The organism is Magnetococcus sp. PR-3 (genome assembly GCF_036689865.1).
Taxonomy (GTDB): Bacteria; Pseudomonadota; Magnetococcia; order Magnetococcales; family Magnetococcaceae; genus Magnetococcus.
The window spans coordinates 1-26,980 of sequence record NZ_JBAHUQ010000009.1 but is presented as its reverse complement, the minus strand read 5'-3'; the positions used below and the strand labels follow the sequence as shown (position 1 = coordinate 26,980).

24 protein-coding genes are annotated in these 26,980 nt (G+C 56.8%); 18 read left to right on the top strand and 6 right to left on the bottom strand.

Features of this window, described 5'->3' with window-relative positions; genetic code table 11:
- Positions 1-50: 50 nt before the first annotated feature.
- From V5T57_RS07245 to dsrE2, 3 genes are all read left to right on the top strand, one after another.
- Positions 51-827 (top strand): arylamine N-acetyltransferase family protein, encoded by a 777-nt coding sequence (locus V5T57_RS07245; protein WP_332890514.1) that lies wholly within the window; start codon positions 51-53, stop codon positions 825-827.
- A gap of 1,050 nt (positions 828-1,877) precedes the next feature.
- Complete coding sequence (locus V5T57_RS07240) at positions 1,878-2,108, top strand: sulfurtransferase TusA family protein (protein ID WP_332890513.1); 231 nt, start codon at positions 1,878-1,880, stop codon at positions 2,106-2,108.
- Positions 2,109-2,120: 12 nt separating this feature from the next.
- A complete protein-coding gene (gene dsrE2 / locus V5T57_RS07235; RefSeq protein WP_332890512.1) occupies positions 2,121-2,714 on the top strand; it encodes a sulfur carrier protein DsrE2 in 594 nt (197 codons plus the stop codon).
- A 429-nt stretch (positions 2,715-3,143) separates the two neighbouring features.
- Here the strand turns inward: dsrE2 and V5T57_RS07230 are convergent, their stop codons facing one another.
- The 5 genes from V5T57_RS07230 to hisC form a co-directional block, all read right to left on the bottom strand.
- Positions 3,144-3,455: a hypothetical protein gene (locus tag V5T57_RS07230; protein WP_332890511.1), complete on the bottom strand. Its 312-nt coding sequence runs from the start codon at positions 3,453-3,455 to the stop codon at positions 3,144-3,146.
- 25 nt (positions 3,456-3,480) lie between these two features.
- Complete coding sequence (locus tag V5T57_RS07225; protein ID WP_332890510.1) at positions 3,481-4,104, bottom strand: TetR/AcrR family transcriptional regulator; 624 nt, start codon at positions 4,102-4,104, stop codon at positions 3,481-3,483.
- An 853-nt stretch (positions 4,105-4,957) separates the two neighbouring features.
- Positions 4,958-5,803, bottom strand: coding sequence for a M23 family metallopeptidase (locus V5T57_RS07220; RefSeq protein ID WP_332890509.1), 846 nt, complete (start codon positions 5,801-5,803; stop codon positions 4,958-4,960).
- Positions 5,804-5,821: 18 nt separating this feature from the next.
- Positions 5,822-7,168, bottom strand: a complete 1,347-nt coding sequence (xseA, locus tag V5T57_RS07215) for an exodeoxyribonuclease VII large subunit (protein ID WP_332890508.1) — start codon at positions 7,166-7,168, stop codon at positions 5,822-5,824.
- A gap of 1,464 nt (positions 7,169-8,632) precedes the next feature.
- Positions 8,633-9,733, bottom strand: a complete 1,101-nt coding sequence (gene hisC / locus V5T57_RS07210; RefSeq protein WP_332890507.1) for a histidinol-phosphate transaminase — start codon at positions 9,731-9,733, stop codon at positions 8,633-8,635.
- Between the two features lie 417 nt (positions 9,734-10,150).
- Here hisC and V5T57_RS07205 point away from each other — a divergent pair, with 417 nt between their 5' ends.
- The 12 genes from V5T57_RS07205 to V5T57_RS07150 all read left to right on the top strand — a co-directional run bounded on the left by V5T57_RS07205 (position 10,151) and on the right by V5T57_RS07150 (position 22,399).
- On the top strand, positions 10,151-11,482 hold the full coding sequence (locus V5T57_RS07205) for an alginate export family protein (RefSeq protein WP_332890506.1): 1,332 nt from the start codon (positions 10,151-10,153) through the stop codon (positions 11,480-11,482).
- Between the two features lie 26 nt (positions 11,483-11,508).
- Entirely contained in the window at positions 11,509-12,651 is a 1,143-nt protein-coding gene (locus V5T57_RS07200; RefSeq protein WP_332890505.1) for an ABC transporter substrate-binding protein, read from the top strand.
- Between the two features lie 18 nt (positions 12,652-12,669).
- Complete coding sequence (locus tag V5T57_RS07195) at positions 12,670-13,545, top strand: branched-chain amino acid ABC transporter permease (RefSeq protein WP_332890504.1); 876 nt, start codon at positions 12,670-12,672, stop codon at positions 13,543-13,545.
- Positions 13,542-14,495 carry a branched-chain amino acid ABC transporter permease gene (locus tag V5T57_RS07190; protein ID WP_332890503.1) on the top strand — a complete coding sequence of 318 codons (954 nt, stop codon included), beginning with the start codon at positions 13,542-13,544 and terminating at the stop codon, positions 14,493-14,495. Before V5T57_RS07195 ends, V5T57_RS07190 begins: the two co-directional genes overlap by 4 nt.
- Entirely contained in the window at positions 14,492-15,271 is a 780-nt protein-coding gene (locus V5T57_RS07185; protein ID WP_332890502.1) for an ABC transporter ATP-binding protein, read from the top strand. Before V5T57_RS07190 ends, V5T57_RS07185 begins: the two co-directional genes overlap by 4 nt.
- Complete coding sequence (locus tag V5T57_RS07180) at positions 15,261-15,986, top strand: ABC transporter ATP-binding protein (protein WP_332890501.1); 726 nt, start codon at positions 15,261-15,263, stop codon at positions 15,984-15,986. The genes V5T57_RS07185 and V5T57_RS07180 overlap by 11 nt, the downstream gene beginning before the upstream one ends.
- A gap of 188 nt (positions 15,987-16,174) precedes the next feature.
- Positions 16,175-16,822, top strand: a complete 648-nt coding sequence (locus V5T57_RS07175) for a CBS and ACT domain-containing protein (protein ID WP_332890500.1) — start codon at positions 16,175-16,177, stop codon at positions 16,820-16,822.
- 5 nt (positions 16,823-16,827) lie between these two features.
- The gene (locus V5T57_RS07170; RefSeq protein ID WP_332890498.1) at positions 16,828-17,283 is read left to right on the top strand and encodes a PaaI family thioesterase; all 456 of its coding nucleotides are present in this window, start codon (positions 16,828-16,830) and stop codon (positions 17,281-17,283) included.
- Positions 17,284-17,483: 200 nt separating this feature from the next.
- Positions 17,484-18,782 carry a phenylacetate--CoA ligase family protein gene (locus V5T57_RS07165; RefSeq protein WP_332890497.1) on the top strand — a complete coding sequence of 433 codons (1,299 nt, stop codon included), beginning with the start codon at positions 17,484-17,486 and terminating at the stop codon, positions 18,780-18,782.
- Between the two features lie 62 nt (positions 18,783-18,844).
- Positions 18,845-20,710 (top strand): thiamine pyrophosphate-dependent enzyme, encoded by a 1,866-nt coding sequence (locus tag V5T57_RS07160; RefSeq protein ID WP_332890496.1) that lies wholly within the window; start codon positions 18,845-18,847, stop codon positions 20,708-20,710.
- Entirely contained in the window at positions 20,710-21,324 is a 615-nt protein-coding gene (locus V5T57_RS07155) for an indolepyruvate oxidoreductase subunit beta (protein WP_332890495.1), read from the top strand. Before V5T57_RS07160 ends, V5T57_RS07155 begins: the two co-directional genes overlap by 1 nt.
- A 229-nt stretch (positions 21,325-21,553) precedes the next feature.
- Complete coding sequence (locus V5T57_RS07150) at positions 21,554-22,399, top strand: ferritin-like domain-containing protein (protein ID WP_332890494.1); 846 nt, start codon at positions 21,554-21,556, stop codon at positions 22,397-22,399.
- A 506-nt stretch (positions 22,400-22,905) separates the two neighbouring features.
- Here the strand turns inward: V5T57_RS07150 and V5T57_RS07145 are convergent.
- The gene (locus V5T57_RS07145; protein WP_332890493.1) at positions 22,906-23,034 is read right to left on the bottom strand and encodes a hypothetical protein; all 129 of its coding nucleotides are present in this window, start codon (positions 23,032-23,034) and stop codon (positions 22,906-22,908) included.
- 333 nt (positions 23,035-23,367) lie between these two features.
- Here V5T57_RS07145 and V5T57_RS07140 point away from each other — a divergent pair, with 333 nt between their 5' ends.
- The 3 genes from V5T57_RS07140 to V5T57_RS07130 are packed head-to-tail and all read left to right on the top strand — an operon-like array spanning position 23,368 to position 26,927.
- Positions 23,368-24,909 carry an alpha/beta fold hydrolase gene (locus V5T57_RS07140; protein WP_332890492.1) on the top strand — a complete coding sequence of 514 codons (1,542 nt, stop codon included), beginning with the start codon at positions 23,368-23,370 and terminating at the stop codon, positions 24,907-24,909.
- Positions 24,910-24,918: 9 nt separating this feature from the next.
- Positions 24,919-26,028: a glycosyltransferase gene (locus V5T57_RS07135; RefSeq protein WP_332890491.1), complete on the top strand. Its 1,110-nt coding sequence runs from the start codon at positions 24,919-24,921 to the stop codon at positions 26,026-26,028.
- A 23-nt stretch (positions 26,029-26,051) separates the two neighbouring features.
- Entirely contained in the window at positions 26,052-26,927 is an 876-nt protein-coding gene (locus tag V5T57_RS07130) for a class I SAM-dependent methyltransferase (protein WP_332890490.1), read from the top strand.
- Positions 26,928-26,980 lie beyond the last annotated feature (53 nt).

The window sequence follows — 26,980 nt, the reverse complement described above, 5'->3', positions numbered from 1 at the left end:
CTTTTCAGCAGGGGGTGCCCTGTTTAAGGTCGGCCAAGTGGAGGTTGCCCATGGATATAGAACGCGTTTTACACCGCATTGGCTACGATGGAACCTGCGTGCCAAGCTTGGCACTGCTGGCGACATTACAGCAGCAATTCCTCACCCATATTCCCTTTGAAAATTTGGATATACACCAGCAGATTCCCCTGGATTATTCCCCCCAGGGGGTTTTTGATAAGCTGGTAAAAGCAGGCCGGGGTGGGCTCTGTTATGAGCTGAATGGTCTGTTTTACGATCTGCTTACCTCACTGGGTTACGCGGTCGATTTTATTGCGGCGGAGATGTTCCCGGGGGATGCCCTGCGCGGTAAAACAGACCATATGGCCCTGCTTGTTCATTGGGAGGGGGCGTGTTATTTGGTGGATGTGGGCAATGGTAAGGTGTTTGGTCAGCCGCTCTCAATCCATAACCCAACCCGTGTGCAGGGGGAGGATACCCTCTATACCGTTGGCCCTTATGCGACCGATTATCTGGCACTTTTTTTGGAGCAAGATAACGCGTGGCAGCCACGTTATGCGTTTAAGGTGACCCCTCAAAAACGGGCTGATTTTCAGTCGGCATGTCACCATACCCAAACCTCAGCCGACTCGATCTTTACCCAAAAGCGGCTGGTGACCCGTCCCATGCCAGGGGGGCGCAAAACCCTGACCGATGGGGTGTACCTGCAGACCAAGGATGGCCAGCGTCAGGAAAAATGTATACCCACAGCCCAAGCTTATCTACATGTTTTGCAAAATGAATTTGGCATAACCCTGCCGGAATCGGCTGTGGCTGATCTGTTCTAAAGGCGGTGCTTTAGTCTTGCCGTCGGTGATGATCTGCAGCGCCTATATCCCACCCCTATGTTCATGGCTCGGCACCCCTGTCCACCTCTGTTAGGGCAGCGCGATGGTGTGTTGTTATAGAGGCTCGGCTGGGGGACGCTCTTTGAGCGGGTGCGCTATCTCTGCACCTTTAGGGCGGTATGGCGCTTGATCATTCGGTCTGTTTTTCCTCATCCTCTGCTTGTATCGCTTAGAGTCATCGTTTGGTGGTGGGCTGTTCTCCCCCCCCTGGCCGGTGGGCAACCAGGGGGTCGGTGTCGCCATGGGCTGTTGCTCTCTGAGCGTGCTTTAAGTGATCGGCATCGATCCGGCACCCACACCTGTTGATGCACCTCTTGGTCGGTATAGATCCATCGAAAACCCGGTGATGGGGGTAAGGGCCATAGAGCTCTTGTCTCTGTAAGCCGTGCCTGCTGGTCAGCATCGACCCCCCTTAAGTAGATCTTCGACACAACACGCATGGCACGGCCCAACAGGATGGCATATCGGCACGCAGAGCCTAGGTTAGCTGTGGGCTCGGTTGGCTGGTGATGCCGACAAGAGGGCTCCATGCTGCGGGTGTGGCTTTTGGGGATCGGCCTTTAACCGCTGACCCTACCGTGAGAACGCTCGGGGCGAGAGGCCTTGACCCCTCAAGGAGGGTCCGTGGCGAGGTCTGCACCACAGCGCTTGAACCAGTCGGGTGCCATGGATCCGTGGTACGATCCGCATCTATCCACAGTGGGCTGGGGGTTGTGGTGTCTGGGGGGCTATCCATAAGGTTTGTGTTGGATGGGGCAAAAGTTCTTTATGGTTCAAGGCATGGGTGTTCTGCATCTCTGAAGTGTATGGGCTGTTTATGGGGGGGGGGGAGATAAAAAAATCTTGACTTGACCGACCGGTCAACCTATTGCTGGATATAAGCATATAGCGATATGCTTATATATGGCGGTCACAGGCGCCTCAGGGTTGAGGCGTTTTTTTAGCACCAGGACTTGACCGACCAGTCAACTCACGAGGAGGAGAACCCTCATGCAACAACAAACGCATCAATTAGATACCCGGGGTATGAACTGCCCGTTGCCGATCGTTAAAACCAAAAAAAGGCTCAAAGGCATGCAAACGGGGGAGGTGTTACAGGTGATGGCCTCTGATCCGGGTTCGATCAAGGATATGACCTCTTTTTGCGCACAGACGGGCCATCACTTGATGGCTGCGGAAGAGGATGGTGCCAATTTTGTTTTTCAAATTCGTAAAGTTTAAGGGAGAAAAGCAATGGAACAGGCTGTTACCCCCGTTCAGTTCGAGCAGATGGAACAGTGGTTTGATGACCGCTTTGATCAGCGTATGGCCATGCAGGCGGCCAACCACACGCCGGCCATGACCATTATCGCCACCAAAGGCACCTTAGATTGGGCCTATCCCCCCTTTATTTTAGCCTCAACAGCAGCGGCGCTGGGGTGGGATGTTTCAATTTTTTTCACCTTCTACGGACTGAATTTACTCAAAAAAGATCTGGATCTTAAGGTCACGCCGTTGGGTAACCCGGCCATGCCCATGAAAATGCCCAGTGGTGTGCTCAAGGGGGTGGATCTAACGATTCCCACCTCTGTTATGGCCATGATGCCGGGTTTTGAGTCTATGGCGACGGGTATGATGAAAAAAACGATGGATAATAAAGGGGTAGCCCGTGTGGCTGAGCTGCGTGAGCTCTGTCTGGAAGCTGATGTACAGATGGTGGCCTGCCAAATGACCGTTGATCTGTTTGAGTATGACCAGCAGGCCTTTATACCGGAAATTACCGATTGGGTCGGAGCCGCCAGTTTTCTGCCCAAAGCATTAAAAGCGGATGTGAATTTTTATATGTAAGCGGGGTCAGCCGGGCCGTGTGTGTTGCCCGGTTGGGGGGGTAGCCAAAGCTCGGCGCGGTGTGTGGTCTATCCGGCTCGACATGCATTGTGGCTGTTTGGGGGCGTGCTTGCCCCCTGTGCCCTCCGTGCCCCTTGGAATGTGGCCCCCATGCCCCCCCAAAAAAAGTGTTAAGGGGCGTGGGCTTTGTATAAGTGATGAGGCTGGCCAGCCCGTAAGGGGTCTCCGGTTAGGGGGGCCTGGTGTGGGGCTTGGTCAAAGGTCGGCACCGTGCGTTTAAAAGTCTGGTTCGTGAGGGGTAAGGGGTCGGGCGATTGGAGCAAAACCCGCCCCATAACCCTTGGGGTGCGGCCTCTGTCGCCCCAACGATTAAGGGGGGCGTTATAGGTAAGCCCCATTCACCGGGTCGTGGCGGGTCCGGTTGGGGGCTTAGCCAAAGGCTGGTACGGACCGTTTAAGATCAGGTTCGTGATGGATAAAGGTTAGGGCGATCTGAGCAAAAATATCTCCATGACCCTTGGCTGGGGTTTCTACCGTGTGGGTGTAACCTGCCAAGTTTAGTGCCGATAAAAAAAGGGGAATCTGTTCGCTTGAAAGCTCAAAATTAAGGGTGGCTGAGAGGTTGGAAAAAAGTGTGTGGTGGGTGATCCAACCGCCGTTCTCTCCAATGATATCCCGGATCTGCTGTAGGGCGGTGTTGCGTTCCGTTTTGGTCATAATCGCCAGTTGTAACCCTGCCATGATGACGGCTCCAAGTGCGTGTGGATTAGGGGGTTTCTGGCGGGCAACACCAGGCTGTAAAGGCCTGTAAGCCCGCCATTTGGTAGGTGCCGGCTGCCTCAAACGCTTTAAGAATTTTGGATGTTTCATCAAAGGTTTGAAGAATGGAAACCAAGGTGTGTATGTCGTTCACCAGCATGGTGTTAAAGGTAAACTGCACCACCTCGGTCACCTTGAGCGTCGGCAGGTGATCCGGTAGCTGTTGTAAGGTCTGCTCGGTCATTCGGTGGATGTAGTGCTGGGTAAAGTCAGCATGCTCCGAGCCCTCAGCCCTGGCCAGTAGAATGATCACCTTCAGGCGGTTGTTGATCCAAAATTGCGTGAGCTCTTGGGCCTCTGTCGTACAGGTGTGGGGGGAGAGGCCCTGGGGCTGGCTAAAGGCCGCAATACGCTTTTGGGTCAGCTGTAAAAAGGTCTCTATAAACTCAGGGGGTAGGACCGCCTGAAAAAGCGCCTTTTTATTGGGGAAGTAGGTGTAGATGTTTCCCGTAGAGATCCCCGCATGGCCAGCGATGGCCCCCATGGTGACCTGGCTGTAGTTGCGTTGGGCAAACTGCTGCTCGGCAGCGGTTAAAATTTGCTGGCGGATATGTGCTTTGCGTACCTGCACGGCAAGCTCCTGTTGGGTGTGCTTTAAAAATGAATATATCATTCAATATTAAACAAGGCAAGCATGGTGTAAGGTCTGCCTGGGTTTTCAACAAGAGGAGGCATGGGCCAAAGCTGTAGAGAATAGTCGAGACATCCATCCGCAGGGGGGCGTGATCGGGTGTGCGCTGTGGGGTGGGCATCATCCGCAGGGGCCACGTGCATAGAGCATCGACCCAGGGGCGGTTCAATTAAAGAGGCACTTCACCATCTGTCGGGTGGTTGCTGATGGGTTGTGTTTGGGTCGTTGTCAGGGTGGCTTATCTATCGGGAGGTTGCAGGCGGGTTGTGTTTAGGGGGCTGGTGGGGCCCTAATGACGTGAGCGCCGTTGACGCTGATTAACCGGCAGCGTCTGCATGCCTCCCTCTGTTGTGTTGTTGAAAAGCTCTTTCGCCGTCTGCCTGGGTATGGGGTGGGTGAAGTCAGGCGGTATTCACCCAAGGTGGGGGGCGTGATCGGGTGTGCGCTGTGGGGTGGGCATCATTCGCAGGGGCCGCGTGCATAGTGCATCGACCCAGGGGCGGTTCAATTAAAGAGGCACTTCACCATCTGTCGGGTGGTTGCTGATGGGCCATGTTTAGGGCGTTGTCAGGGTGGCTTATCTATCGAGTGGTTGCTGATGGGTTGTGTTTAGGGGGGGAGCTCTGTGTTGGGTGGTTGCTGATGGGCCGTGTCTGAGGGGGCGTCTGAGGATGCCCATGAGGGGCGGTAGGCGCAGGCCGGACCTGCTGGGTGTGGTTGGGGGGCGCCTGAGACCAAGAAGCCCTGGTCTAAAAGGCCAGGGCTTCACAATCAAACGACAAAAAAGGGGGGCTTAATCTCGAATGCCCGGTAGCAGTAAGGGGTCGACCCGTTTGCCCCGGACCATGGTGCCCCAGTGTACATGGGGGCCGGTTACCCGTCCGGTCATGCCGATGGTGCCGATTTTTTGGCCACGCGCCACCATATCGCCCTCTTTAACGGTGATGGTATCCATGTGGGCATAAAGGCTGGTCATGCCATCACCATGGTGCAGAACCACGGTGTTGCCGGTAAAAAAATAGGATTGACCCGTTAACACCACTTCGGCCGGGGCAATGGCGCGTAGGGGGGTGCCGGTGGGGGCGGCAATGTCCACCCCGTTGTGGGGACGCCTGGGCTTGCCATTTAAAATACGGCGGCTACCAAAGACACCAGAAAAACGCCCTTTAGTCGGCATGGCAAAACCACTGATGTAACCGGGTATGGCCCCACGGCTTTTATAGGTGGCTTTAATGGCGCGGGTCTCTTTACCCGCCCGGGCCAGATCCTTAGGGTCGAGATCAACCTTCTTTTTGGGTAGGCCGTCAATACGTTCGGTTTTATAACTGCGTTTGCTCACTTTAACCGTATGACGGAGTTGCTCCTTTTGGCCGTCTGGGGCGGTGACAGTCACCGTTAGGGGCAGGCTGCCGGGTTTGGCAGACATATCTAGGGCGATCAAGGCATAGCCGTTGTCGCGAATGGGAAAGGCCTCTTTACCCAGTGTACCGTTAAACTGGCTACCGGATTGAAAATCCTTAATCTTTAACAGCACAGCTGAGCCTGGAATGAGCGTGTTGGAAAGCTCCAGGGTCGCAGCCCACAGGTTGGCTGGGCTTAAAAAGAGAGTCGCTAGCAGTAGCAGTAGGCGTCCGTGCATGGTGGGCTCCAGATCATCTTATGGGTGCTGTTTGGTCACGCGGGCATCCAATTTTCCGCTGGCCAAGGTAATGGTAACATCGCTCTGTTCCGGGGTGGTGTGGGCATCCCGCACAATGGTGCCGTTTTGATCCCGTACAATGGCATACCCCCGGTCCAAAACCTGTTGTGGGGAGAGGGCGCTGAGCTGTTGTTGGGCGCTGGTTAGGCGGCTTTTTTTCTGCGCAACCCCGTGACCAAAGGCCTGGGTCGCCCGCTGAGTGAGCTGCTCAACTTGGGTCTGATGTTGGCGCAGGGTGGGGCCTTCCGCCCAGTTATCCAGCCGCTGTTGCAGCGTGCTCAGCCGCTGTTGCAGTTGCGGGTGTCGCCGGGCCAGTGCGGTGTGTAGCCGCATTTGCAGCTCGTCGCACCGTAGCCGGGCTTGGTCTATGCGCCGGTTGGGGTGTTGTAGTCGCTGTTTAGCCTGGGTCAGGCGCTGTTGGGTGGTGTTGAACTCTACCTGCATGCGGCGTTGCATGCGCAAGGCCAGATCGGTAACCTCCTGTTTAAGCGCGATCTTCTCTGGCATGACCAGTTCCGCCGCCTGCGAGGGGGTCGCCGCACGTAGATCGGCCGCCAAATCTGCCAGAGAGGTGTCGACCTCATGCCCCACCGCACTCACCACGGGGATGTCGCTGGCGGCAATGGCCCGTACCACTTGTTCACTGTTAAAACAGGCCAGGTCCTCTGCCGAACCGCCGCCCCGACCACAGATAATGACATCCGCTCGGGCATCCTGGTTTAGGGCATATAGCGCTTGAACAATGGCGTCGGGGGCATCCAACCCCTGTACCTGGCAGGGGGCTAAAATCAGATGAAAACCGGGGTTGCGGCTCTCTAAAACACGGATAATATCCTGTAGGGCGGCACCGGTTTCTGAGGTGGCCACACCAATGGTGGTGGGCAGGTGGGGCAGGGGGCGTTTGCGGTCGGCATCAAACAGACCTTCCCCAGCCAGTTTGCGGTGCAGTTGCAGCAGTTTTTCCCGCTCACTTCCCGCCCCTTTGGGGGTCATGGCATCAACAATAATCTGATACTCACCCCGGGGTGGATAGAGCCCTATGCGCCCGGTGATCTGTACCTCTTCCCCGGCGCGGGGCTGGTGGGGGAGACGCATTTTGGTGGCCCGCCAGATCACCGCACGGATCTGGGCTTGATCATCCACCAAATTAAAATAGACATGGCCCGAGGCGGGGGCGCTGATGCGCGAGATCTCACCCTGTACACGCACATGGGCAAAGGTGTCCTCTAACAGATCGCGGATGGCGCTGTTGAGCTCAAAAACACTCAGAACCTTTTTCCAGGAGGGGGCGTCGTTGCTATCCATGGGACCATTCTTGGGCTGTTTTTAATCCAACCGCCATGATGACCGCTCTGCATGGGGGATGCAATGGGAAGGTTCAGGATCCGCAGGCCGCTCCCGATAAACCCCATGGATCGGTACAGCTTGGGGGCTGGTGGTGACGGTGTGGTGTCCCTCTCTCTTGAGTCGGCAATGGGTGTGGGTGGGGTGTTGTGTGGGGGGTGGGCTGATCGGTGGCGCCCCGCGCGACGGTGTAACCCGGTTAACGCGGTGGCTAGGCGGGTGGGGCTTTGGCTCGGTTAACGCGGCCTATCCGGCGGTGGCCGCGCAGGCTGCGCGCAACTTGCACGGGGTTAGATCACCGGCATGTTGCGGCTTTCATCGCTCGGGTCTTGGGGCGTGTTGTGGGTTTGCTCTGTATCTGGAATAGCGTCGTCCGGCCTGAGGGGGATTTTACCCGTATGGGTGGCCAATACCGAGATTGGGTGCGCCAAGCCGGGTGGTGTGGCCGCGCAGGGCAGCGCGCATAAGCTCGGCCCCCTTTTGCAACCGGGGGCCGTCGTGGTCTACCCCAGGGGGCGCGCCATAGAGGGCAGGTTCGGGGCCTACCCTGGCGCAGGCGCTTGGGGTGCTGTTCACATATGGTCTCCACATCATCGTTGTTCCCTCTGCGTTGCACCGCCTGGTGGCCACGGTTGATGCCCTAAGTAACCCGTGTATAGACCACCGCTTCGGTCCTCTTTTTTTGGGGGGCTGGGTATGAACCCAGAGGGATACCCGCTGATAAGCCCAGAGAGCTGCCATACGCTCTAGGGGGGGGCGCGGGGGAAGAGCCCCAGGAAGAGGGGGCCAAAACGGATCATCTCGACCGCGGGGATCTCGCGCCATGGTTCAAACAGGGGGGCCCGCTTACGGTTGGAGAGCACAAAGGGGCCGCCACCGGTGCTCCTCGCCCCTCATCCGCGTCGGGGGCGACTCTCGACGCCCCTCGCCCCTCATCCGCGTCGGGGGTGATCCTCGACGCCCCTCGTCCTGCTCCATACGCCAAGAGAGCGCTGGCTCCAACCCCCGCTCACATCAGAAGCCGTGGCGACAGGCGATGCCGCCACGGTCGGTGACCGTCAAGCCAACCCGAGCATGATGGACGGCTTGTGGCGTATCTAAAGCCTGCGGCATGCCCTTAAGTTCAGCTGGGGCGCTTTATGGGGGCTGGCTGAGTGGCCCTGAGGGGCTTGAGCAAACGGGTCGGTCCCCCTTGGTGAGGGATGGGGGTAGGGGAGGGCCAGCTCTGTTAAATGGATAGGCTCTCTGGGGCTGGCTTGGTTACATCGTCGGCTGTGCTGGGGGTCTGTAGCTTGGGGGGCTCTTCTGCCCAGGTCATGGGCTAGGGGTTGGGGGGCTCAGGCTGTCCGCGCCGTGGGCTGTTTGGGGGCCCCTTTTAAACCCTGGGGAACAGGGTTTAAAAGGGGGGGGTGCAGAGATCCCGCCTTAGGCCAAGATCTCTGTTAAGGCTGCAATACAGGCGGCATTCTCTTGGGGCAAACCTACACTGATGCGTAGGGCGCCATCCCCCAGGCCAAAGCGATCCATGGGGCGTACAATCACCCCTTTTTTCAGCAGCTCGCCACACAACCAGCCTGCGGGTTTGGCGTGGCGTACCAACAGAAAATTGGCCTGGGATGGGGTGACCTCAAAACCTAAACCCGCCAGCGCTTGGCCAAAGCTCGCCATATGTTCCGCGTTGCGCTCCCGGCGGCCTGCGACGACATCCCACCGGTCAATGCAGGCCATGGCTGCGGCTTGGGCTATGCTGTTGACATTAAAGGGTTCACGGGTTTTATGTAGCTCCGCCACCAGATCAGGATGCCCCACCATATAGCCAAGGCGTAACCCGGCCAGGGAGTGGATTTTGGAGAAGGTGCGCAGCACAATCAGGTTGGGGTAGCGCGCCAGCATGGGCAGGGTATCGGGATAGTCCTGAGCGGTGACATATTCATAGTAGGCTTCATCCAGCACCACCATGACATGCTCAGGCACCTGTGACATCAGCACATCCAGCTCTGCCTGGGTGGTGTAGGTGCCGGTGGGGTTGTTGGGGTTGCAGATAAACAGCAGTTTGGTCTGGTCATCCACCGCCGCGGCCATGGCGGGTAGATCGTGACTGTCATGCTTATCCAAGGGCACCGCGCGGCCACACTCAAAGTGAATACCACAGGTGATGGGGTAGACCACAAAACTGGGGTGGGCGTAGACCACATTTTCACCGGGGGAGACCAACGCCCGAATGAGCATATCAATCACTTCATTGGAACCGTTGCCCAGCATCAGCGATTGGGGTTCGACCTTAAGATGCTCCGCCAGTGCTTTGGTCAGGGCAAAACAGGCGCCATCCGGGTAGCGGTTAAGCGTCTGGGCCGCGCCTTGAATGGCGGTGAGTACCTCAGGCAGGGGCGGTTCGGGGTTTTCATTGCTGGCCAGTTTAACAATGTTGCTTAAACCGAGCTCCCGCTCAACCTCCTCAATGGGTTTGCCGGGTCGGTAGGGCATGGTGTTGATAATGCCGGGACGCATGAGGGCTTTATAATCCACGGGGGGCTCCTTGGCTGGGGGCGGGTCTCAATAGTGGGTGAATGGAAGAAAGTATAGGCGGGTAATGCAGGGGGCAAAAGGATCATCATTAAAATGAATCTAGACCTAAGTTGGTATGATTTTGATGAATGTCATTGGTGCGCGAGATAGCTCAATAAATACAAAGCCCAAAAAAGAGGCAGATGGAGGGAATGAAATTTATATACAGTTAAAAACATATTTTCAATAATGATGTTTGTATAATATGTGTTTGTTTTTCGTAACTTCCGTTTGCTTTGTGGTGGAAATATTGCTATGAATTGAAGGTTATCACACGACAAATTGGGCTTTATTGGGCACTAAACCGTTATGTCATTCATGAAAATGATGGCAAAAACGTGGTTTAGGTGCTCTGTAACACGCTATGGGGTGGACTATATGAACAAGACGGGTATGACCTTGGCGGCCTCCATGTTGGCCTTCTCCATGACCACAACGGCTTTGGCCGAAGATAAAAAGGGCGATCCCTTTACCTGGGGCGGTGATGTGCGCTTTCGGGTTGTGAACATGGATGAAATTCCCCTTTCATCCCAATTGGGCGGAACCATTTTAGCACCGTGGCTCTACCACCGTACCCGTAGCCGCCTATGGGGTCGTTACCAGATGACGGACAACACCGCCTTTAAAGCGCGGGTGACCAATGAGTTCTGGGACTATTTTAATGATAAAGACTCCAGTGGTGCCCAGCCCGGTGTGAGCAAGCGCTTTATCTCGGAGTTTGTGTTTGATGAGTTCTACCTGGACTTCACCAAGCTGCTCGGCGGTAAGCTGGACCTACGCATTGGTCGTCAGGCGTTGATCTACGGCACCGGTAAGGTGATTTTGGAAGGCACCCCCGGGGATGGTTCCCGTACCATCTACCATAACGCCGTTCGTGCCAGCTACAAGATGCCCGACTATTCGGTGGATCTGTTTGCCATGGCCAACAATGATGAAGATGACTTTGCTCTGCACAGCAAAGAGCGCCAGCTGGCCGGTTACGATGGTCGTGGTGGTGGTATCTATATTAAAAACAACAAGTACTCGGTTAAGCAGGAGTACTATTACGTCTTTAAACATGAAGATACCCATGGGGACGGTAACGATGCCGACCTGCACACCGTGGGGGCCCGCTTTATGCCAAAGTTCAGTGACCGACTGTCGGCAAACATAGAGCTGGCAACCCAGTGGGGCGAGCGCCAAGGGGGGATCGACTTTAGTGACGCCCACCTGTTTGACTTTACCCTTAAGTACAAGCTGCCCGTGGCTGAGAGCATGAAGCCCGTAGCCGACCTGAGCCTATACTACCTCTCCGGTGATGATCCCAATACCACCGATGAAGAGGGCTGGCACCAGGTTTGGGGGCAGTGGCCCCAGTTTAGTGAACTGTATGTCTACAGTGTCATTGGTGATGGCGTCACCGCCAACAACACCTCCAACAACTTCCCCGGTAACTACAGCAATATCATCACCCCCTCTGTGGGTGTGAGCGCTCAGTTGACCGACAAACTGGCCGGTAAGCTGCGTGGTCACATGATCTTGGCGGATACCGATGATGGTCCGGGTACCGGTAAAAACCGGGGTGCCCTGTTGGCCAGCAAACTGACCTATAAAATGGATAAGAGCTGGAGTGGCCACATGGTTTATGAGTTCCTGAACCCCGGTGACTACTATGCCGCGGATGAAGATAACGCCCACTTTGCGCGTTTTGAACTGAACTACCGCTTCTAATACAGCTGCGCTAAGGAGATGTGCTGATGTCGTTCAAAAAAAATCTAACCATGGCCGCTGCGGTTGTCAGTTTAGGTCTGGGTGTGGCTACAGCCCAGGCAGAGAATATTAAAATTGGTACCTTTTTGTCGGTCACCGGTCCGGCCTCCTTTTTGGGGGACCCGGAGCTAAAGACCCTGAAAATGTATGTGGATAAAGTCAACGCCAAGGGTGGGATCGATGGCCGTCAGGTCGAGCTGATCCACTATGACACCGGCACCCAAGCCAAAATGGCGGTGAAGTTTGCCAAGCGTCTGCTTAAAAAAGATCGGGTCCACGCCATTGTGGGGGGGACCACCTCGGGCTCATCCATTGCGGTTATGCCAGATATCAAACGGGCCCGGGTGCCTTTTGTCTCCCTGGCTGGGTCGGTAAAGATTATCGAACCGGTACAGAAGTGGACCTTTAAAATGCCCCATACCGACCGTATGGCGGCGGCCAAGATCTTTACCGATATGAAGGCCCGTGGTATCTCCAAAATTGCCTTGATCACCGGTGATGGTGGTTTTGATAAATCCGGTCGTACCCAAAGCCAGGCCCTGGCCCCTCAGTATGGTATTAAAATTGTGGCCGATGAGTCCTACGGTAAAAAAGATACCGATATGACCGCCCAGTTGACCAAAATCCGTACCACCGACGCCCAGGCGATTTTAAACTTTGGTCTGGGCTCCGGTCCCGCCATCGTGACCCGCAACGTGCGCCAGTTGGGTATTACTGTGCCGCTCTATCAGTCCCACGGTGTGGCCTCTAAAAAATTCATTCAGCTGGCAGGTAAAGCGGCTGAAGGGGTACGTCTGCCCGCCGCCGCGCTGCTGGTGGCCGAAAGCCTGCCCGATAGTGACCCCCAAAAACAGGTGCTGCTGGACTATAAAAACAGCTATGAAGCCAAGCATGGTTCCGTCTCAACCTTTGGTGGGCACGCCTATGATGGTTTGATGGTGGTTCTGCAGGCCATTGATCGTGCCAATAGTCTGGATTCCAGAAAAATCCGGGATGAAATTGAGAAGACCCAGGGCTTTGTGGGTACCGGTGGTGTGTTCAACATGAGCGCCACGGATCATCTGGGGCTGGGTATGGATGCCTTTAAGATGTTGGAAATCAAAAATGGTAACTGGACCATCGTTAAGTAAGACAGGTCACCGACCACTATGATGGATGCACTGCTGCAATACCTGCTAACTGGCATCACACTGGGGGCGACCTATGCCCTGGTGGGGCTGGGGTTTGCCATTATCTATAACGCCTCTGGGGTGGTGAACTTTGCCCAGGGGGAGTTCGTGATGGTGGGGGCCATGGGGGCCATCGCCATGGTCTCTGGTGGGGCCCCGCTACCGGTGGCGATTCTGGCGGCTATGGCCATGACCGTGCTGGTGGGGTTGGCGCTGGAACGCTTTGCCATTGCCCAGGCCCGTGGGGCCTCGGTGGTGGCGGTTATTATTATCACCATTGGTGCCTCGGTCTTTTTGCGGGGGGCGGCGCTGCTGATCTGGGGTAAACAGTTCCATGCGCTGCCGCACTTCTCTGGTGATACCCCCATTCATATTGGCGGTGCGACCCTGTTGCCCCAAAACCTGTGGGTCATGGGGGTCACGGCACTGCTGGTGTTTGGGGTGCATCGCTTCTTTAATAAGACCTTGACGGGGAAGGCGATTCTTGCCTGTTCCGAAAACCCCATGGCCGCCGCGCTGGCGGGTATACCGGTGCGGCGCATGCTGCTTTTCTCCTACGGTTTATCGGCGGCGTTGGGTTCGGCGGCGGGGGTGCTGGTGGCGCCCATTAGTCTGGCCAGTTATGAGTCCGGCATGATGCTGGGGCTTAAAGGGTTTTGTGCCGCCATCCTGGGGGGCATGGGTTCCCCCATGGGGGCGGTGGCTGGTGGGGTGATTTTGGGGGTGTTGGAGTCTTTAGGGGCGGGGTTGATCGACTCCGGCTACAAAGATGCCATCGCCTTTATTGTCATTCTGTTTGTGCTGTTTTTCCGTCCCAGTGGGCTGTTTGGTAAAAAACAGGGGGCGCGGGTATGAGGCGTCTGCTGAGCTTTTTGGCCCTGGTGGTGCTGGTAGCGGCGCTGCCGGTCCTGTTCCCGGATAACTACTACGTCACCGTTGTGGGCACCATGATCGCCTTTAACGCCATGATGGCGGTGGGGTTAAACCTGCTCATCGGCTATGGCGGGCAGATCTCGCTGGGCCATGCGGCCTTCTTTGGCATCGGTGCCTACAGCAGTGGTCTGCTCACCACCAACTTTGGTCTGAACCCCTGGTTGGCCATGGTGGTGGGGATGGGGGCAACCTTTATTGTCGCCTGGGGTATTGCCCGTCCGGTGCTCCGCCTAAAAGGGCACTATCTGGCTATGGCCACGCTGGGCTTTGGCATTATCTGCAACATCCTTATGGTGCAGCCGGTGGAGATTACCGGCGGCCCGGATGGCCTGAGTGATATCCCACCGCTCGCCCTGTTTGGTTGGATGATCGAAACCGACCTGCAGTGGTACGGGGTGGCGATGGTGGCCATGCTGATCTCGGTCTGGATCGCCCTAAACCTGGTGGCCTCCCGCGTGGGGCATGGGTTGCGTGCCCTGCATGGTTCAGAGGTTGGCGCGCAGATGATGGGGGTGGATACCGCCACCATTAAAGTTAAAATTTTTGTGGTCTCCGCCCTGTTTGCCTCCGTGGCGGGCTCTCTGTTTGCCCATCAACAAGGGTTTGTCAGTCCTGAGACCTTTGGTTTCCACTTCTCGATTGAGCTGGTGGTGATGGTGGTGCTTGGGGGCTTGGCCTCCACCTATGGGGCGGTGTTTGGCGCGGCTGTGCTGACCCTACTGCCTGAGGTGTTGGTGCTGTTTGATGAATATGAAATGCTAATTCTCGGGGGCATTATGATGGCCCTGATGATCTTTTTGCCCCAGGGGGTGTGGGTGGCCATGGTGCGGCTGTTCACCCGCTTTAAACCGGGTGCGGAGGCGGTGCGATGAGTAGCTTGCTGCGTACCGACCATTTAACCAAAAGCTTTGGTGGGGTCTCGGCCATTTTTGAGCTGAGCTTTGCGGTGGAGCAGGGGGGGATCTTCTCGGTGATCGGTCCTAATGGTGCCGGTAAAACCACCCTGTTTAATCTGCTGTCGGGTATCTACACCCCGAGCTCTGGGCAGATCTTTTATAACGATCAAGCGGTGGTTGGGGCCGAACCCCACACCATGGCGGCCATGGGGATATCCCGAACCTTCCAGACCCCTCAAATTTTTTTCAATATGTCAGCGTTAGAGAATGTCCTGGTGGGGCGGCATCGCCATGGTCAGGCGGGCTTTTGGGCGGCTGCACTGCGCTTGCCCTCAGCGGTTAAAGAGGACCGTTTGATGCAGGAGCAAGCCCGTGACGCGCTGGCTTTTTGCGGGCTCTCCCACCTGGAGGGGCGCGATGCCGATGCCCTGCCATATGGTGAGTTGAAACGTCTGGAAGTGGCCCGTGCCCTGGCCAGCGAACCCAAGCTGTTGCTGATGGATGAACCCGCGGCAGGGTTGAACGATACCGAGACGGCGGTGATGGGGGCGTTAATTGAAAAATTGGCCCAAAGTGGCATAACCGTCATGTTGGTGGAGCACAATATGGAGCTGGTGATGGGGATTTCCCAACAGCTGCTGGTGCTGGATTTTGGCAGTAAGTTGGCCGAGGGTAGCCCTGCGGAGATCCGTGATAACCCCCGTGTGATCGAAGCCTACCTGGGGGATGGAGCGTTGACTGATGGCCTCTGAAGTCATGTTACAGGTCGCGGGTTTAAGCAGCCGCTATGGCCGGGTAACCGCCATAGAAGAGATTGCCCTGACGGTCCACACCGGTGAGCTGGTGGCCATTGTTGGGGCCAATGGCGCCGGTAAGACCACGCTGCTGCGTACCCTCTCAGGGGTGCAACCCATGGCGGCTGGGCAGGTTGAGTTTGCGGGCACCAACATTACCAAAACCGCAGCCCACCTACGGACCCAAATGGGGATGGGGCATGTGCCAGAAGGGCGGCAGATGTTCTCTGCCCTATCGGTTGAGGATAATCTGGTGCTGGGGGGCTATGCCCAGCGCAACCAGCAAGCTTGGCTGAGCGAGACCCTGCAGTGGATCTATGATCTGTTCCCCATTTTAAAAGAGAAACGCCACGACGCCGCCGGTTCCCTCTCGGGAGGGCAGCAGCAGATGGTGGCCATTGGTCGGGCGTTGATGGGCAAACCCAAGCTGCTGTTGTTGGATGAACCCTCCATGGGGTTGGCGCCCCTGCTGGTGGCGGAGATTTTACGGGTGATCAAAACCCTAAACCGTGAACAGGGTTTAACCTGCCTGTTGGTCGAGCAAAACGCCCGTGCGGCGCTCACCATCGCCCACCGGGGCTACGTGCTGGAGACCGGGCGGGTGGCGATGGAGGGGGCGGGTAAGGCGCTGCTTAATGATGAAGCGATTAAAAAGGCCTATCTGGGCCACTAAACCCGCGTTGTTAGCGCGTGCGGCCTGGTCAGGGCTGTTAAGCGCGGTGGCCCCACCGTGACAGGCTCCCCTGATCGGCCCGGTGCAGTCGGTATGCGGGGTGAGTAGGGGAGTCGGCTTGGCGGGCCCTGTTGGGTGCAGGCCATGGTTTGGTTGTTGTGACGTTTAAACGGAGCAGAGGAAAGCCCATGTATGTGGATCGCATCATGACCCTGGAGGTGGTTGCCATCGCCCCCACGGCGACCTGGACCGAGATGAATGAGCTGATGCGTACGCGCCGCTTTCATCATCTACCGGTGGTGGAGGATGGGGCGTTGGTGGGGGTGGTGACCAGCCATGATCTGGAGCGGGCCCAACCCTCAGCGGTGACCACCCTGTCGGTCTCTGAGGCCAACTATCTGCTCAGCAAGGTGACCGCCCAGACCATTATGGAAAAAGCGGTGGTGACCACCGGCCCCAAGACCCTGATTGAAGAGGCTGGGGTGCTGATGCGGGAAAAAGAGATCGGTTTTTTGCCGGTTTTAAATGCGCACGATCAGCTCGTGGGGGTGGTGACCCAGTCTGATCTGATGGACTTTTTTTTGGATGTCACCGGCTCGACCTTAAAAGAGAGTGCCCGGATCGCCATGCACCTGTCCGATGCACCCGGCAAGTTGACCGAGCTGTTGGGGCGGATCAATGCTTTGGGGGGCTATATCGCCACGGTTGTCTCCCCCTTACACCCCGATAAAACCGGTCTGCGGATTGTCATTATCCGCTTTAAGGCCGCCAACCCCCAGGCGCTGGTTAAGGCGTTGGAAGACCGGGGTTACGATATGATTTCTGAGGATATGTAAAACCGATGAGTGACGATGCCAAGGCCTTGGCCCAAAAAGTGGGCCGCTGGATGTGTGACATCCCTTTTGCCCGTACCTTGGGTATTGAGTTTACCGATGCCGATGTCGGCTATGGGTTGGCCCGTATGGTGGTGAGTAAGGAGATGCTCAACGGGGTGGGGATTATCCACGGTGGGGCGGTCTTTGCCTTTGCCGATACCATTTTTGGTGTGGCCTGTAACAGTGAAGGGCAGGTGGCGGTGGCGCTCTCCTGTTCCATCACCTTCTCGGCCCCTTCTTATGAGGGCGAGGTGCTGATCTGCGAAGCCAAGCAGCTTAGCCGTAGCCGCAAAACCGGCCATTATGATGTGAATGTGCATAAGGAAGATGGCACCCATGTGGCCCACTACTCAGGAACCGCCTATATGCGTTCCGACCATGTGGACCACTGGATGGAGCCTAAAAGTTCAGAGCCCTTATAGGGCTGTGCGAGCCCGTGAGACCCCACTTGTAAGGGGGGTGACGGTGGTTGAGCAGGGTGTGGTTGGCCGGAGCAGGGCGGAGCCTGTGACGGGCCAAAGATCGGTGGCCGACACCCTTAGAAGGAACCCATAAAGGGGGATGGTTAACCCCTGGGGACCATTTTTTTGTGACCTGTTGGTGGGTAAGGAGTACCTGGAAGATGTTTCAGCCTGAATTGGAATCGATGCCCCGTGAGGATCTACAGCAGCTCCAGCTAAGCCGCTTGCAAAATACGGTAGAGCGCTGTTACGCCACGGTGGATCACTACCGTGAAGCCATGGATGAGTTGGGGGTTAAACCACACCACATCCAGACCCTGGCCGATATTCGGCATCTGCCCTTTACCAAAAAGGAACATCTGCGCCAAAACTACCCGTTTGGCATGTTCTCGGTGCCTAAAGAGCAGGTGGTGCGTGTGCATGCCTCCTCAGGCACCACCGGTAAACCGACGGTGGTGGGCTATACCCGCCGGGATGTCAAAACCTGGGCTAGCCTGATGGCCCGCTCCCTGGGCGCCGGCGGTTTGAAGGCCGGTGACCGGGTGCAGAACGCCTACGGTTATGGGCTGTTTACCGGGGGGTTGGGTTTTCACTACGGGGCCGAAGAGCTGGGCTGCATGGTTATTCCTATCTCTGGTGGGCAAACCCAGAAGCAGTTGATGTTGCTTAAAGATTTTTTGCCTGATGCCATCTGTTGCACCCCCTCCTATGCGCTGAACCTGGCGGAAGCGGCCGAGGAGATGGGGCTGGATATGCGTAAACTGCCGGTGAAGGTGGGCTTTTTTGGCGCGGAACCTTGGACCGAGGCCATGCGCTATGAAATTGAGTCACGCCTGCATATTGATGCGGTGGATATTTATGGTCTGTCGGAGCTGATCGGCCCCGGTGTGGCCCAGGAGTGTGTGCATGCCAAAAAAGGGCTGCATGTGTGGGAGGATCACTTCATGGTTGAGGTGGTGGATCCCGACTCCGGTGAGCCGTTGCCGGTGGGCGAAAAAGGGGAGCTGGTCATCACCTCCCTGAGCAAAGAGGCCTTCCCCATTATCCGCTATGCCACACGGGATATCAGCTTTTTAGACCCCTCACCCTGTAAGTGTGGTCGGACCCATGTACGCATGGCCAGACCCATGGGACGTACCGACGATATGTTGATTATTCGCGGTGTGAACGTCTTTCCCTCTCAGGTTGAGGCGGTGTTGTTAAAGACGGAGACACTCTCGCCATTCTGGCAGATTGAAGTGTTCCGTGACGGTAATATGGACTCTTTACTGGTCAACGTTGAAGCGTCGGTACCCCTGGCTGAACAGGGGCAGGAAGCGATGGATCGTGTGGCCAGTAAGACATTAAAGGATATTAAGGATTTCATCGGGATCTCCTGTCGCGTGGCGGTGAAAATGCCCGGTGAAGTACCCCGTTCCCAAGGTAAAGCGGTACGGGTGGTGGATCACCGGAAGGGGTAACCGGCGATCCTTATCGGTTTGGACCAGCAGGGCGCGAGACCCTGAGAAAGTTGGATAAACGTATGCTAACGCATCCCTTGGTATCCGCAGAAGCGGGTACAAAAATGTTACTGTCGGGCAACGAAGCTGTGGCCCGTGCTGTGTGGGAAGCCGGTTGCCGTGTGGCGGCCGCCTATCCTGGAACACCCTCCACAGAAATTTTGGAAAACGTATGCCTGTTTAAGGATATGTATTCTGAATGGTCGGTGAATGAGAAGGTCTCTCTGGAGGTTGCCATCGGTGCCTCTATGGCTGGGTCCCGTGCCTTCTGTGCCATGAAGCATGTGGGGCTGAACGTGGCCTCTGATGCTTTAATGACCCAAACCCTGGCGGGTGTGGGGGGCGGTCTGGTGATCGCTGTGGCGGACGATGTGGGTTTTTCCTCCTCACAAAATGAGCAGGACTCCCGCTTTTGGGGCCGTTTTGCCCACCTGCCTATTCTGGAGCCTGCGGACTCGCAAGAGGCGTTTGAGATGACCCGTCTGGCCTTTGGCCTGTCCGAAGATCTGGATGCCCCGGTTATTCTGCGTATGACCACCCGTATTTGCCATGTTAAAGCCATGGTGACGGTTGGGGAGCGCCATGAAAAAGCGGTGGCGGGGTTTAAAAAAGATCCTGACCGCTGGGTTATGACCCCCGCCGCAGCCCAAAAACGGGTGCCGTGGATGTTGCAGCGTGACCGCCGCTTAAAGGATATGGCCAACCGCAGTGGGTTGAACCGTCTGGAGCAGGGTGCGGATAAGCGCCTTGGTTTTATCACCTCCGGCCCGGCCTATATGCATGTCAAAGAGGCCTTCCCCAACCACCCCATCTTAAAAATGGGTTTTAGCCACCCGCTGCCTGAGCGTGAGATCCGTGCCCTGGCTGAGCAGGTGGAAAAAATTGTGGTGGCCGAAGAGGTTGAGCCGCTGGTTGAAGGCGAGCTGAAGGCCATGGGGCTGGATGTGGTGATCCACGGTAAGGATATCCTGCCTGAGTTTGGTGAGCTCTCCCCGGCCAATATGCGGGGCCCGGTGGCCAAACTGTTGGGCGAGACCTACAAGCCGCCGGTCACCATTCCCCCGGTGAAGGTGTTCCCACGTCCCCCCACCATGTGTACCGCCTGTCCCCACCTTGGGGTGTTCTATACCCTCTCACGGGTTCGTAACATCTACATCTCTGGCGACATCGGTTGCTACACCTTGGGTGCGGGTCACCCTTGGGAGGCACTGGATACCTGCATCTCTATGGGCGCCTCCATGGGGATTGCCCTGGGTCTGGATAAAGGCCGGGGTGCGGTGGATGAGAAGAAGGGCATTGTGGGGGTGATTGGTGACTCCACCTTCCTGCATATGGGTATGCAGGGGTTGTTGGATATTGTCTATAACAAGGGCAATGTCACCATTATGCTGCTGGATAACCGTGCGGTGGGTATGACCGGTGGTCAGGAAAACCCCGGTTCCGGTCGGGATATCCATGGCGAAGAGGCCCCCCGTGTGGACTTTGCCAAGCTGGTGGAGGCCCTGGGTGTGCGTCCGGAGCGTATTCGCCGTGTTGACCCCTATGTGCTGCCCGATCTGTTCAAGACGGTGCGTCATGAGGTGAAGCAGAACGAGCCTTCTGTGATCTTGACCGATCAACCCTGTGTGTTGATTGATGATTATGATGCCCTTAAGCCTCTTTATGTGGAGGAAGATAAGTGTACCGGCTGCGCCAACTGCCTGGATGTCGGCTGCCCGGCTATTTTGGTCACCAAGCGTGGTAAAGAGGTGAAGAATAACGGTAAAGAGGTCGATCTGGCCTGGGTGAAGATTGAGACCAGCGCCTGTACCGGCTGTAATCTCTGCCCCGATACCTGCGCCCACGATGCCATTTTACCCTTTACCCCTGTTGTTGCGGAGATGCCCTGATGGAAGCGGATCAAACGACAAACATCCTGGTTTGCGGTATTGGCGGCCAGGGGATTATGACCGCGGCAGAGGTGCTCTCTGAGGCGGCCATTGCCACCGGTCATGATGTTAAAAAAACCGAAGTGGCGGGTATGGCCCAACGGGGTGGGGTGGTGACCTCCCACGTGCGTTTTGGTGAGAAGGTGTTCTCCCCGGTGGTGGCCGCGGGTACGGCGGACTTTATTCTGGGTTTTGAAGCGGCTGAAGGCATGCGCTGGATCCCCCATCTGCGTCCTGGTGCTGCGGCGTTGGTGAATACGCTGCGTTTGGAGCCCCCTGTGGTTTCCATTGGTCTGTTTGATTATCCAGAGGACCCGGTAATGGCGATCCGTGAAGCCGGGGTGACCTGTTATCCGTTCGATGCCGGTGAAGCGGCCCGTGAGCTGGGTAACCTGAAACTGGTTAACAGCATTATGTTGGGGGCCGTGGCCGACCAGCTACCCTTTGGGGCGGAGGTGCTGAAAAAGTGCCTGCTGGATCGCTTTAAGGTGCGCAAGCCCAAGTTGGTGGATATCAACGATCAGGCCTTTGAAAAAGGTCGGGCATTGATCCGGGCGGCCGCCAAGGTCTGCTGATCGCTCTGTGGAAGGCTCTTTTTAAAAAAGCCCGGCCTTTTGGTCGGGCTTTTTTCTTGGGGGCTTCGGGTGGTGCGGTCGCGTTGCTGTTGCAGCGGGCGGCATGTGCGGGCGGGCTGCGTTTGGGGGGGCTGTTGAGCTTTAAAGCATCCGCGGCGACAGTCGGGGTTGTCTGTGGCTAGGAAGCTTTATAAAGTAGGTGTTTTCCCCTCTGATCTGAATGAAAGCCATGTCCCTTAACTTTGCCCGCGAAGTGGCCTTGTCGGCCTATTATGAGACCGATCCTGAAACCAAAATGGCCCTGACCCGGCAAGCGGCCCAGCTGTGGCTGGCGCTTGATCATGAGACGGACTATGGGGTGGTGGGGCATGGTGGCGTACAGGCACCGGGGCGTCCCCTAAAGCCAGAGCTGGTCTCGCCTAAGCAGGTGCCTAAGCGTAACCCTGTTTCTGCCCAGGGGCGGGCGGTTCATATTCATGCCTTGGCCCATATTGAGTTTGTGGCGACCAATCTGGCTTGGGATGCAGTGTTGCGCTTCTCTGGCTTGCCCCACGCCTATTATAGGGACTGGGCGCAGGTGGCGTTGGAAGAGGCCAAACATTATGAGATGTTGCGTGATCGGCTGCGTCAATATGGATACGATTATGGGGATTTTCACGCCCATAATGGTTTGTGGCAAATGGCGGAAAAAACAGCGGAAGATCCCCTGCACCGCATGATGTTGGTGCCCCGTTATCTTGAGGCCAGAGCCTTAGAGGCGGTGCCCATTATGCGACGTAAGTTCCTGGAAGGGGGCGACCAGCAGACCGCCGACATTCTCACCGAGATTGGGGAAGAGGAGATCGGCCATGTGGCGGCGGGCAGCCGCTGGTTTGCGGCGCTGTGCAAGACCCGTGGTATGGACCGGCAACAGGCGTTTTTGGATCTGTTAACCAGCAATGGGCGTTTTAAATATGGCAGCAAAGGGGCGGTAAACCGCGAGGTGCGCCTTCAGGCGGGCTTTACCCCCTGGGAGCTGGACCAGTTGGATCAGCTGCACCACCGGTCCAGCCGACGGCCTGGATCTGGGGGGTAGTCGGGCAGGGTGTTGTGCCCCCCTGCGGTTAGGCACTGGGGGCGCGTGGCGGGGTTGGCCTCTCCCCACACCGGCGATTTTTCTACGGTTTGGTGGGGCCTAGCCCGAAGATGTTCATGCGCTTGGACTGCTCTACAGGTGTTCAGCCAGCAGCCCCCCTCTAGGGTTGGGGCCGTGCGCGTCAAGAGCCTTATCCCCCCCCTCATGGGCTGTGGCTGGATGTGCCGCCCTGCTGGCCTGACTTAGCTTCACCATGCCCTCACAGCTTGGGGTGGGGCGTTGGGTGCCCCTGCAAGGCATGGTCTCGAACGAGTGTTCAGGAGCCCCTACGACGCTTCAAGTTGGGCAGGGTTGGGGCCGTGCGCGTCAAGATATCCCCCCTCTCATGGGCTGTGTCTGGGTGTGCCGCCCTGCTGGCCTGACTTACTTTACCATGCCCTCACAGCTTGGGGTGGGGCGTTGGGTGCCCCTGCAAGGCATGGTCTCGAACAAGTGTTCAGGAGCCCCTACGACGCTTCAAGTTGGTCAGGGTCGGGGCCGTGTGCATCGAGAGCCTTATCCCCCCACTCATGGGCTGTGGCTGGGTGTGTCGCTACCTGTGCGTAAAGGGGGCGGTTGCCGACGCCTGGGCGCATGGGGGGCATCCCACGCGCTTCTATCTGGTGGCGGAGAACTCTGAGCGGGTTTGCCCCTGTGTTTTGGCCTCGGCTCGGGCTAAAGGGGCGGATGTGGCGCTGGGGCATCCGCCGTTGGTTTTCTTCTGAGGGTCGGGGGGGCGATAAGCGCCATCAGGGGGGGCAAAAACCGGTCGCCCAGCAGGCGCCAGCCTGCATGAGATGGCAGCCATTGGGGTCACCCTTGGCCGATGAGGCAGGGCCATGTTTTATAATCCTTGGGGCTACCCGTAAAACAGGGCAGAATAAGGTCGGATTTTACACTCTTTTTTTTAGCCTGGGATGCCTACCACCATGCCCACCATGCGTTTAACCCCACGGGATCGACTCAACCCCCAATCCATTCATCTGCATCAACACCGTCGCAATGTGCACTCACAGTGTGGGGAAGATGGGGTGATTGAGGCGATTATGGGGATTGTTAACCCCCCCAACCGCTTTAGTGTGGAGTTTGGCGCGTGGGATGGCCAACACCTGAGCAACACCTGGCACCTGTTGACCAACCAAGGGTGGCAGGGGGTGCTGATTGAGGGCAGCGCCCGTAAGTTTTTAGAACTGTTGGATAACTGCCAGCCTTACCCGGATATTCACCCCCTTAACGCCTTTGTCGGTTATACGGCGGAGGATAATCTGGACACCCTGCTGGCGCAGACCCCCTGTCCTGAAGACCCCGCCCTGTTGAGCATTGATATTGATGGCAACGACTACCATGTGTGGAAAGCCTGCCAGCACTACCGCCCCCATGTGGTGGTGATTGAGATCAACCAGACCGTGCCCAATGATGTGATCTATATTCAGGATGCCGACCCCAAGGTGAGCCATGGTTCCTCTCTGGCGGCCATGGTGGAGCTGGGCCAAAGCAAAGGCTATGAGCTGGTGGCCGCTTTTGAGGTCAATGCCTTTTTTGTGCGTCGAGAGCACTTTGCCAAGTTTAACATTCCCGATAACAGCCTGGATGCCATCTACGACAACAGCCCCTATGTGACCCACCTGTTCCAGATGATGGATGGCACCCTGGTGAATGCCGGGAACCAGAAACTGTTATGGAAAAATATTGAATTTCAGTGGGATCAGTTACAGATTCTGCCCCCTGAAAAACGGGGGTTTTCAGAGCAGGATAGCGGCATACGCATGCTGCATAATGGTGAGGTGGCCATTCCGTTGGTGGAAAAAACCATGGCGTCTGAGCTCACCGTGATTTTTCTACACGGGTTGTTGCAATCCCTAGAGCCACTCTACCGTTGGGCGGTTCCCTGGGTGGGTAAGGCCAATTTGCTCTTTCCGCTACTGCGGGGCCATAGCCCGGTTAATACCCAGGTAGAGACGCTGACGTTGGAGGCTCTGATCTCGGATCTTAACCTGGTGTTAAACCATAGCCCCGGACAGCGCTTTTTGCTGGTGGGGGTCTCCCTTGGGGCGGTGTTGGCCGCAGCGGTGGCGGATGACCCACGGGTGGTTGGGGTGGTGGCGGTGGATCCGCTGAGCAACATTCAACCTCAGGGGCGGGTGGATCAGTGGTTGCAGGCCAACGGTCATCTGCCCATCTGCCAACAGGTGCGTCACCAGCTTATGGGCTTGGATCAGGCTCAGCCCGCCAACTTTACGCCCCTGTTTGAGGGGATGAAAAAACCGTTGACGGTGCTCTCTACAGCCCCTGCGCAAACACCGCAAGCCCAGTTGGTTGAGCTACAAAAATCGGCCTGGTCAGGACCTGAGCAGCTCACCTGGTGTGAACGGGCGCTGCACAGCCCCCAGGAGCAGGCCGCTCCGTTGGCGGAACTGGCCCAGGCGCTGTTGCACAAGGCCGGGGTTGCCTTGCCAACAGAGCGCGCTTAGGAGGGCATGATGGCGGTTTTTAAACAGCCCCCCTTGGTTAAAAATCCCTATGCCACCCAGCATGGGCGGCGGGTGCTGCTCAGCTATATTCCCTATCCCTTCGTCAACCGCAGCTTTCCCAACTACCACCCCAATATTGAAACCAGCCGGACCATTGGACGGGTCATCTCCCAGTCTGGTTATGATCTGGATGTCTACCACTGCATGGTGGATGAGCCCATTGATTATACCCAGTATGATGTGCTGATTGGTTTTGGTAACCCTTTGGAAAACAGCTATAAAGGCTCGTATTCAGGGCGGCGTTTGTTGTTTGCCGCTGAAGCCTATACCGAACAGCGCCATGTGGCGGAGCTGCACCGTTTGCGGGATCTACAGCGGCGTCAGGGGGTGCTGTTACCCCCCATGCGCCTAAAGCCGTATCAGGATACCTGCAATGCCCTGCTCAGTGATGCCATCATCTGCCTGGGTAACGCCTGGACCACCAGCACCTACCGTGGGGTGTTTGATGGACCCATCTATCGGGTACCCAACCATAGCCACCGGTTTTTTAGCAAAGCGGATATCCCCCGGCAGATGGACCAAGCCAAACGCCATTTTGTTTGGATTGGCGGTAGTGGTGCGGTGCTTAAAGGGTTGGACCGTTGTATTGAGGCCTTTGCGCAGATGCCAGCGTTGACGCTGCATATCTGTGGGCCTATCGAAAAGCAGCTGTTGGCGCTGTATGCCGATACCCTGGCCCAGGCACCGAACATTCAGCAGCATGGTTTTGTGGATATCAGCAGTGCTGCGTTTAAAACACTGGTAGCGCAGGCGGCCTTTATGCTCTACCCCACCGGTTCGGAAGGGGCCAGTACCAGTGTGCTGGATGTGATGGCCGGTGGCATGATCCCGATTATGACCGAGCAAAGCGGGGTGGATGGCCATGACTTTGCGCTGATGTTACCCGATGCCCAAATTGACACCCTGGTGGCCTATTGCCAAGAAGCGGCCCAAAAACCTGTGCAGGAGCTGGAGCAGCGTGCGGAAGCCGCCTACCAGTTTGTACACCAACACCATCAACTCTCCCACTTTCATGCCGCCTTTACCCAGGCGTGGCAACACGGTGTGGATGGCCCTTAAACGGGGTTAAGAAAGGAACAGACATGGATCCCATTGAGCAGGAAGTGACGCGCATGCGTAACCGGGAGATCACCCGTGCCCGTCGTGATTTTGATACCCTAAAAGAGATCTATGGGTTTGTGGATATGGGCCTGCTACAGCGTTTGACCATGTGGTTTCCCAACAGTGCCAACGTCAACGATCCCAACCTGGCGTTGAATAATGCCAACCAGTTTCCTGCCCATCTACAAGGGTTGATGCAGGATCTTGGGGTGGTGGCAGCCCCTGCTCAAAACCCAACCTGTGAGAGCTGGGGCGGTGGTGTAAACCAGACTGCGCAACCGTTGGGGGCGCTGTTCCAAAAGTATGGGTCGGATAAAAGCACCATCCACAACTACCACCATCTCTATGCCACCCTGCTGGAGAAACTGGGTCTGGATGCCCCCTTAAACCTGTTGGAGGTTGGCTTGGGGACCAACAACCCCAAACTGGTCTCCTCAATGGGGGTGGGGGGTAAGCCGGGGGCCTCATTACGGGCATTCCGCGACTTTTTGCCCCAGGCCCAGGTCTATGGTGCCGATGTGGATGCGCAGATTCTATTCCAGGAAACACGTATCCGCACCGCCCATGTGGATCAGCTCAAGCCTCAATCCCTAGCCGCGTTGCCGGATCATTTAGGCTGTAAGCAGTTTGATCTCATTATTGATGATGGTCTGCATGCGGTGGATGCCAACATTAACACCCTGCGCTTTGCTTTAACGGCGGTAAAACCCGGCGGTTTTGTGGTGATTGAGGATATTCCCGAACGCAGCGCCCAGGCGTGGTTGCTGATTGAAGGACTCATGGCCCAAACCGCCCATCACGCCCACTTTGTGCGGGGGGCGCGCAGTCATCTGTTTGTGGTTGAAGCCGCCGCCTAATCGATGGCATGGGGTGGTGAACCCACTTGGTGTACCACCCCGGCCAGCCTTGG

What these genes read in the sequence shown, in the direction of transcription:
- V5T57_RS07205 (WP_332890506.1), top strand. Translation starts at nt 10,151, where the DNA reads ATGAACAAGACGGGTATGACCTTGGCGGCCTCCATGTTGGCCTTCTCC.
- V5T57_RS07135 (WP_332890491.1), top strand. Translation starts at nt 24,919, where the DNA reads ATGGCGGTTTTTAAACAGCCCCCCTTGGTTAAAAATCCCTATGCCACC.
- V5T57_RS07220 (WP_332890509.1), bottom strand. Translation starts at nt 5,803, where the DNA reads ATGCACGGACGCCTACTGCTACTGCTAGCGACTCTCTTTTTAAGCCCA.
- V5T57_RS07190 (WP_332890503.1), top strand. Translation starts at nt 13,542, where the DNA reads ATGAGGCGTCTGCTGAGCTTTTTGGCCCTGGTGGTGCTGGTAGCGGCG.
- V5T57_RS07175 (WP_332890500.1), top strand. Translation starts at nt 16,175, where the DNA reads ATGTATGTGGATCGCATCATGACCCTGGAGGTGGTTGCCATCGCCCCC.
- V5T57_RS07170 (WP_332890498.1), top strand. Translation starts at nt 16,828, where the DNA reads ATGAGTGACGATGCCAAGGCCTTGGCCCAAAAAGTGGGCCGCTGGATG.
- V5T57_RS07145 (WP_332890493.1), bottom strand. Translation starts at nt 23,034, where the DNA reads ATGCGCCCAGGCGTCGGCAACCGCCCCCTTTACGCACAGGTAGCGACA.
- V5T57_RS07195 (WP_332890504.1), top strand. Translation starts at nt 12,670, where the DNA reads ATGATGGATGCACTGCTGCAATACCTGCTAACTGGCATCACACTGGGG.
- dsrE2 (WP_332890512.1), top strand. Translation starts at nt 2,121, where the DNA reads ATGGAACAGGCTGTTACCCCCGTTCAGTTCGAGCAGATGGAACAGTGG.
- V5T57_RS07180 (WP_332890501.1), top strand. Translation starts at nt 15,261, where the DNA reads ATGGCCTCTGAAGTCATGTTACAGGTCGCGGGTTTAAGCAGCCGCTAT.
- xseA (WP_332890508.1), bottom strand. Translation starts at nt 7,168, where the DNA reads ATGGATAGCAACGACGCCCCCTCCTGGAAAAAGGTTCTGAGTGTTTTT.
- V5T57_RS07140 (WP_332890492.1), top strand. Translation starts at nt 23,368, where the DNA reads ATGCCCACCATGCGTTTAACCCCACGGGATCGACTCAACCCCCAATCC.
- V5T57_RS07185 (WP_332890502.1), top strand. Translation starts at nt 14,492, where the DNA reads ATGAGTAGCTTGCTGCGTACCGACCATTTAACCAAAAGCTTTGGTGGG.
- V5T57_RS07165 (WP_332890497.1), top strand. Translation starts at nt 17,484, where the DNA reads ATGTTTCAGCCTGAATTGGAATCGATGCCCCGTGAGGATCTACAGCAG.
- V5T57_RS07245 (WP_332890514.1), top strand. Translation starts at nt 51, where the DNA reads ATGGATATAGAACGCGTTTTACACCGCATTGGCTACGATGGAACCTGC.
- V5T57_RS07200 (WP_332890505.1), top strand. Translation starts at nt 11,509, where the DNA reads ATGTCGTTCAAAAAAAATCTAACCATGGCCGCTGCGGTTGTCAGTTTA.
- V5T57_RS07160 (WP_332890496.1), top strand. Translation starts at nt 18,845, where the DNA reads ATGCTAACGCATCCCTTGGTATCCGCAGAAGCGGGTACAAAAATGTTA.
- V5T57_RS07130 (WP_332890490.1), top strand. Translation starts at nt 26,052, where the DNA reads ATGGATCCCATTGAGCAGGAAGTGACGCGCATGCGTAACCGGGAGATC.
- V5T57_RS07230 (WP_332890511.1), bottom strand. Translation starts at nt 3,455, where the DNA reads ATGGCAGGGTTACAACTGGCGATTATGACCAAAACGGAACGCAACACC.
- V5T57_RS07155 (WP_332890495.1), top strand. Translation starts at nt 20,710, where the DNA reads ATGGAAGCGGATCAAACGACAAACATCCTGGTTTGCGGTATTGGCGGC.
- V5T57_RS07240 (WP_332890513.1), top strand. Translation starts at nt 1,878, where the DNA reads ATGCAACAACAAACGCATCAATTAGATACCCGGGGTATGAACTGCCCG.
- V5T57_RS07150 (WP_332890494.1), top strand. Translation starts at nt 21,554, where the DNA reads ATGTCCCTTAACTTTGCCCGCGAAGTGGCCTTGTCGGCCTATTATGAG.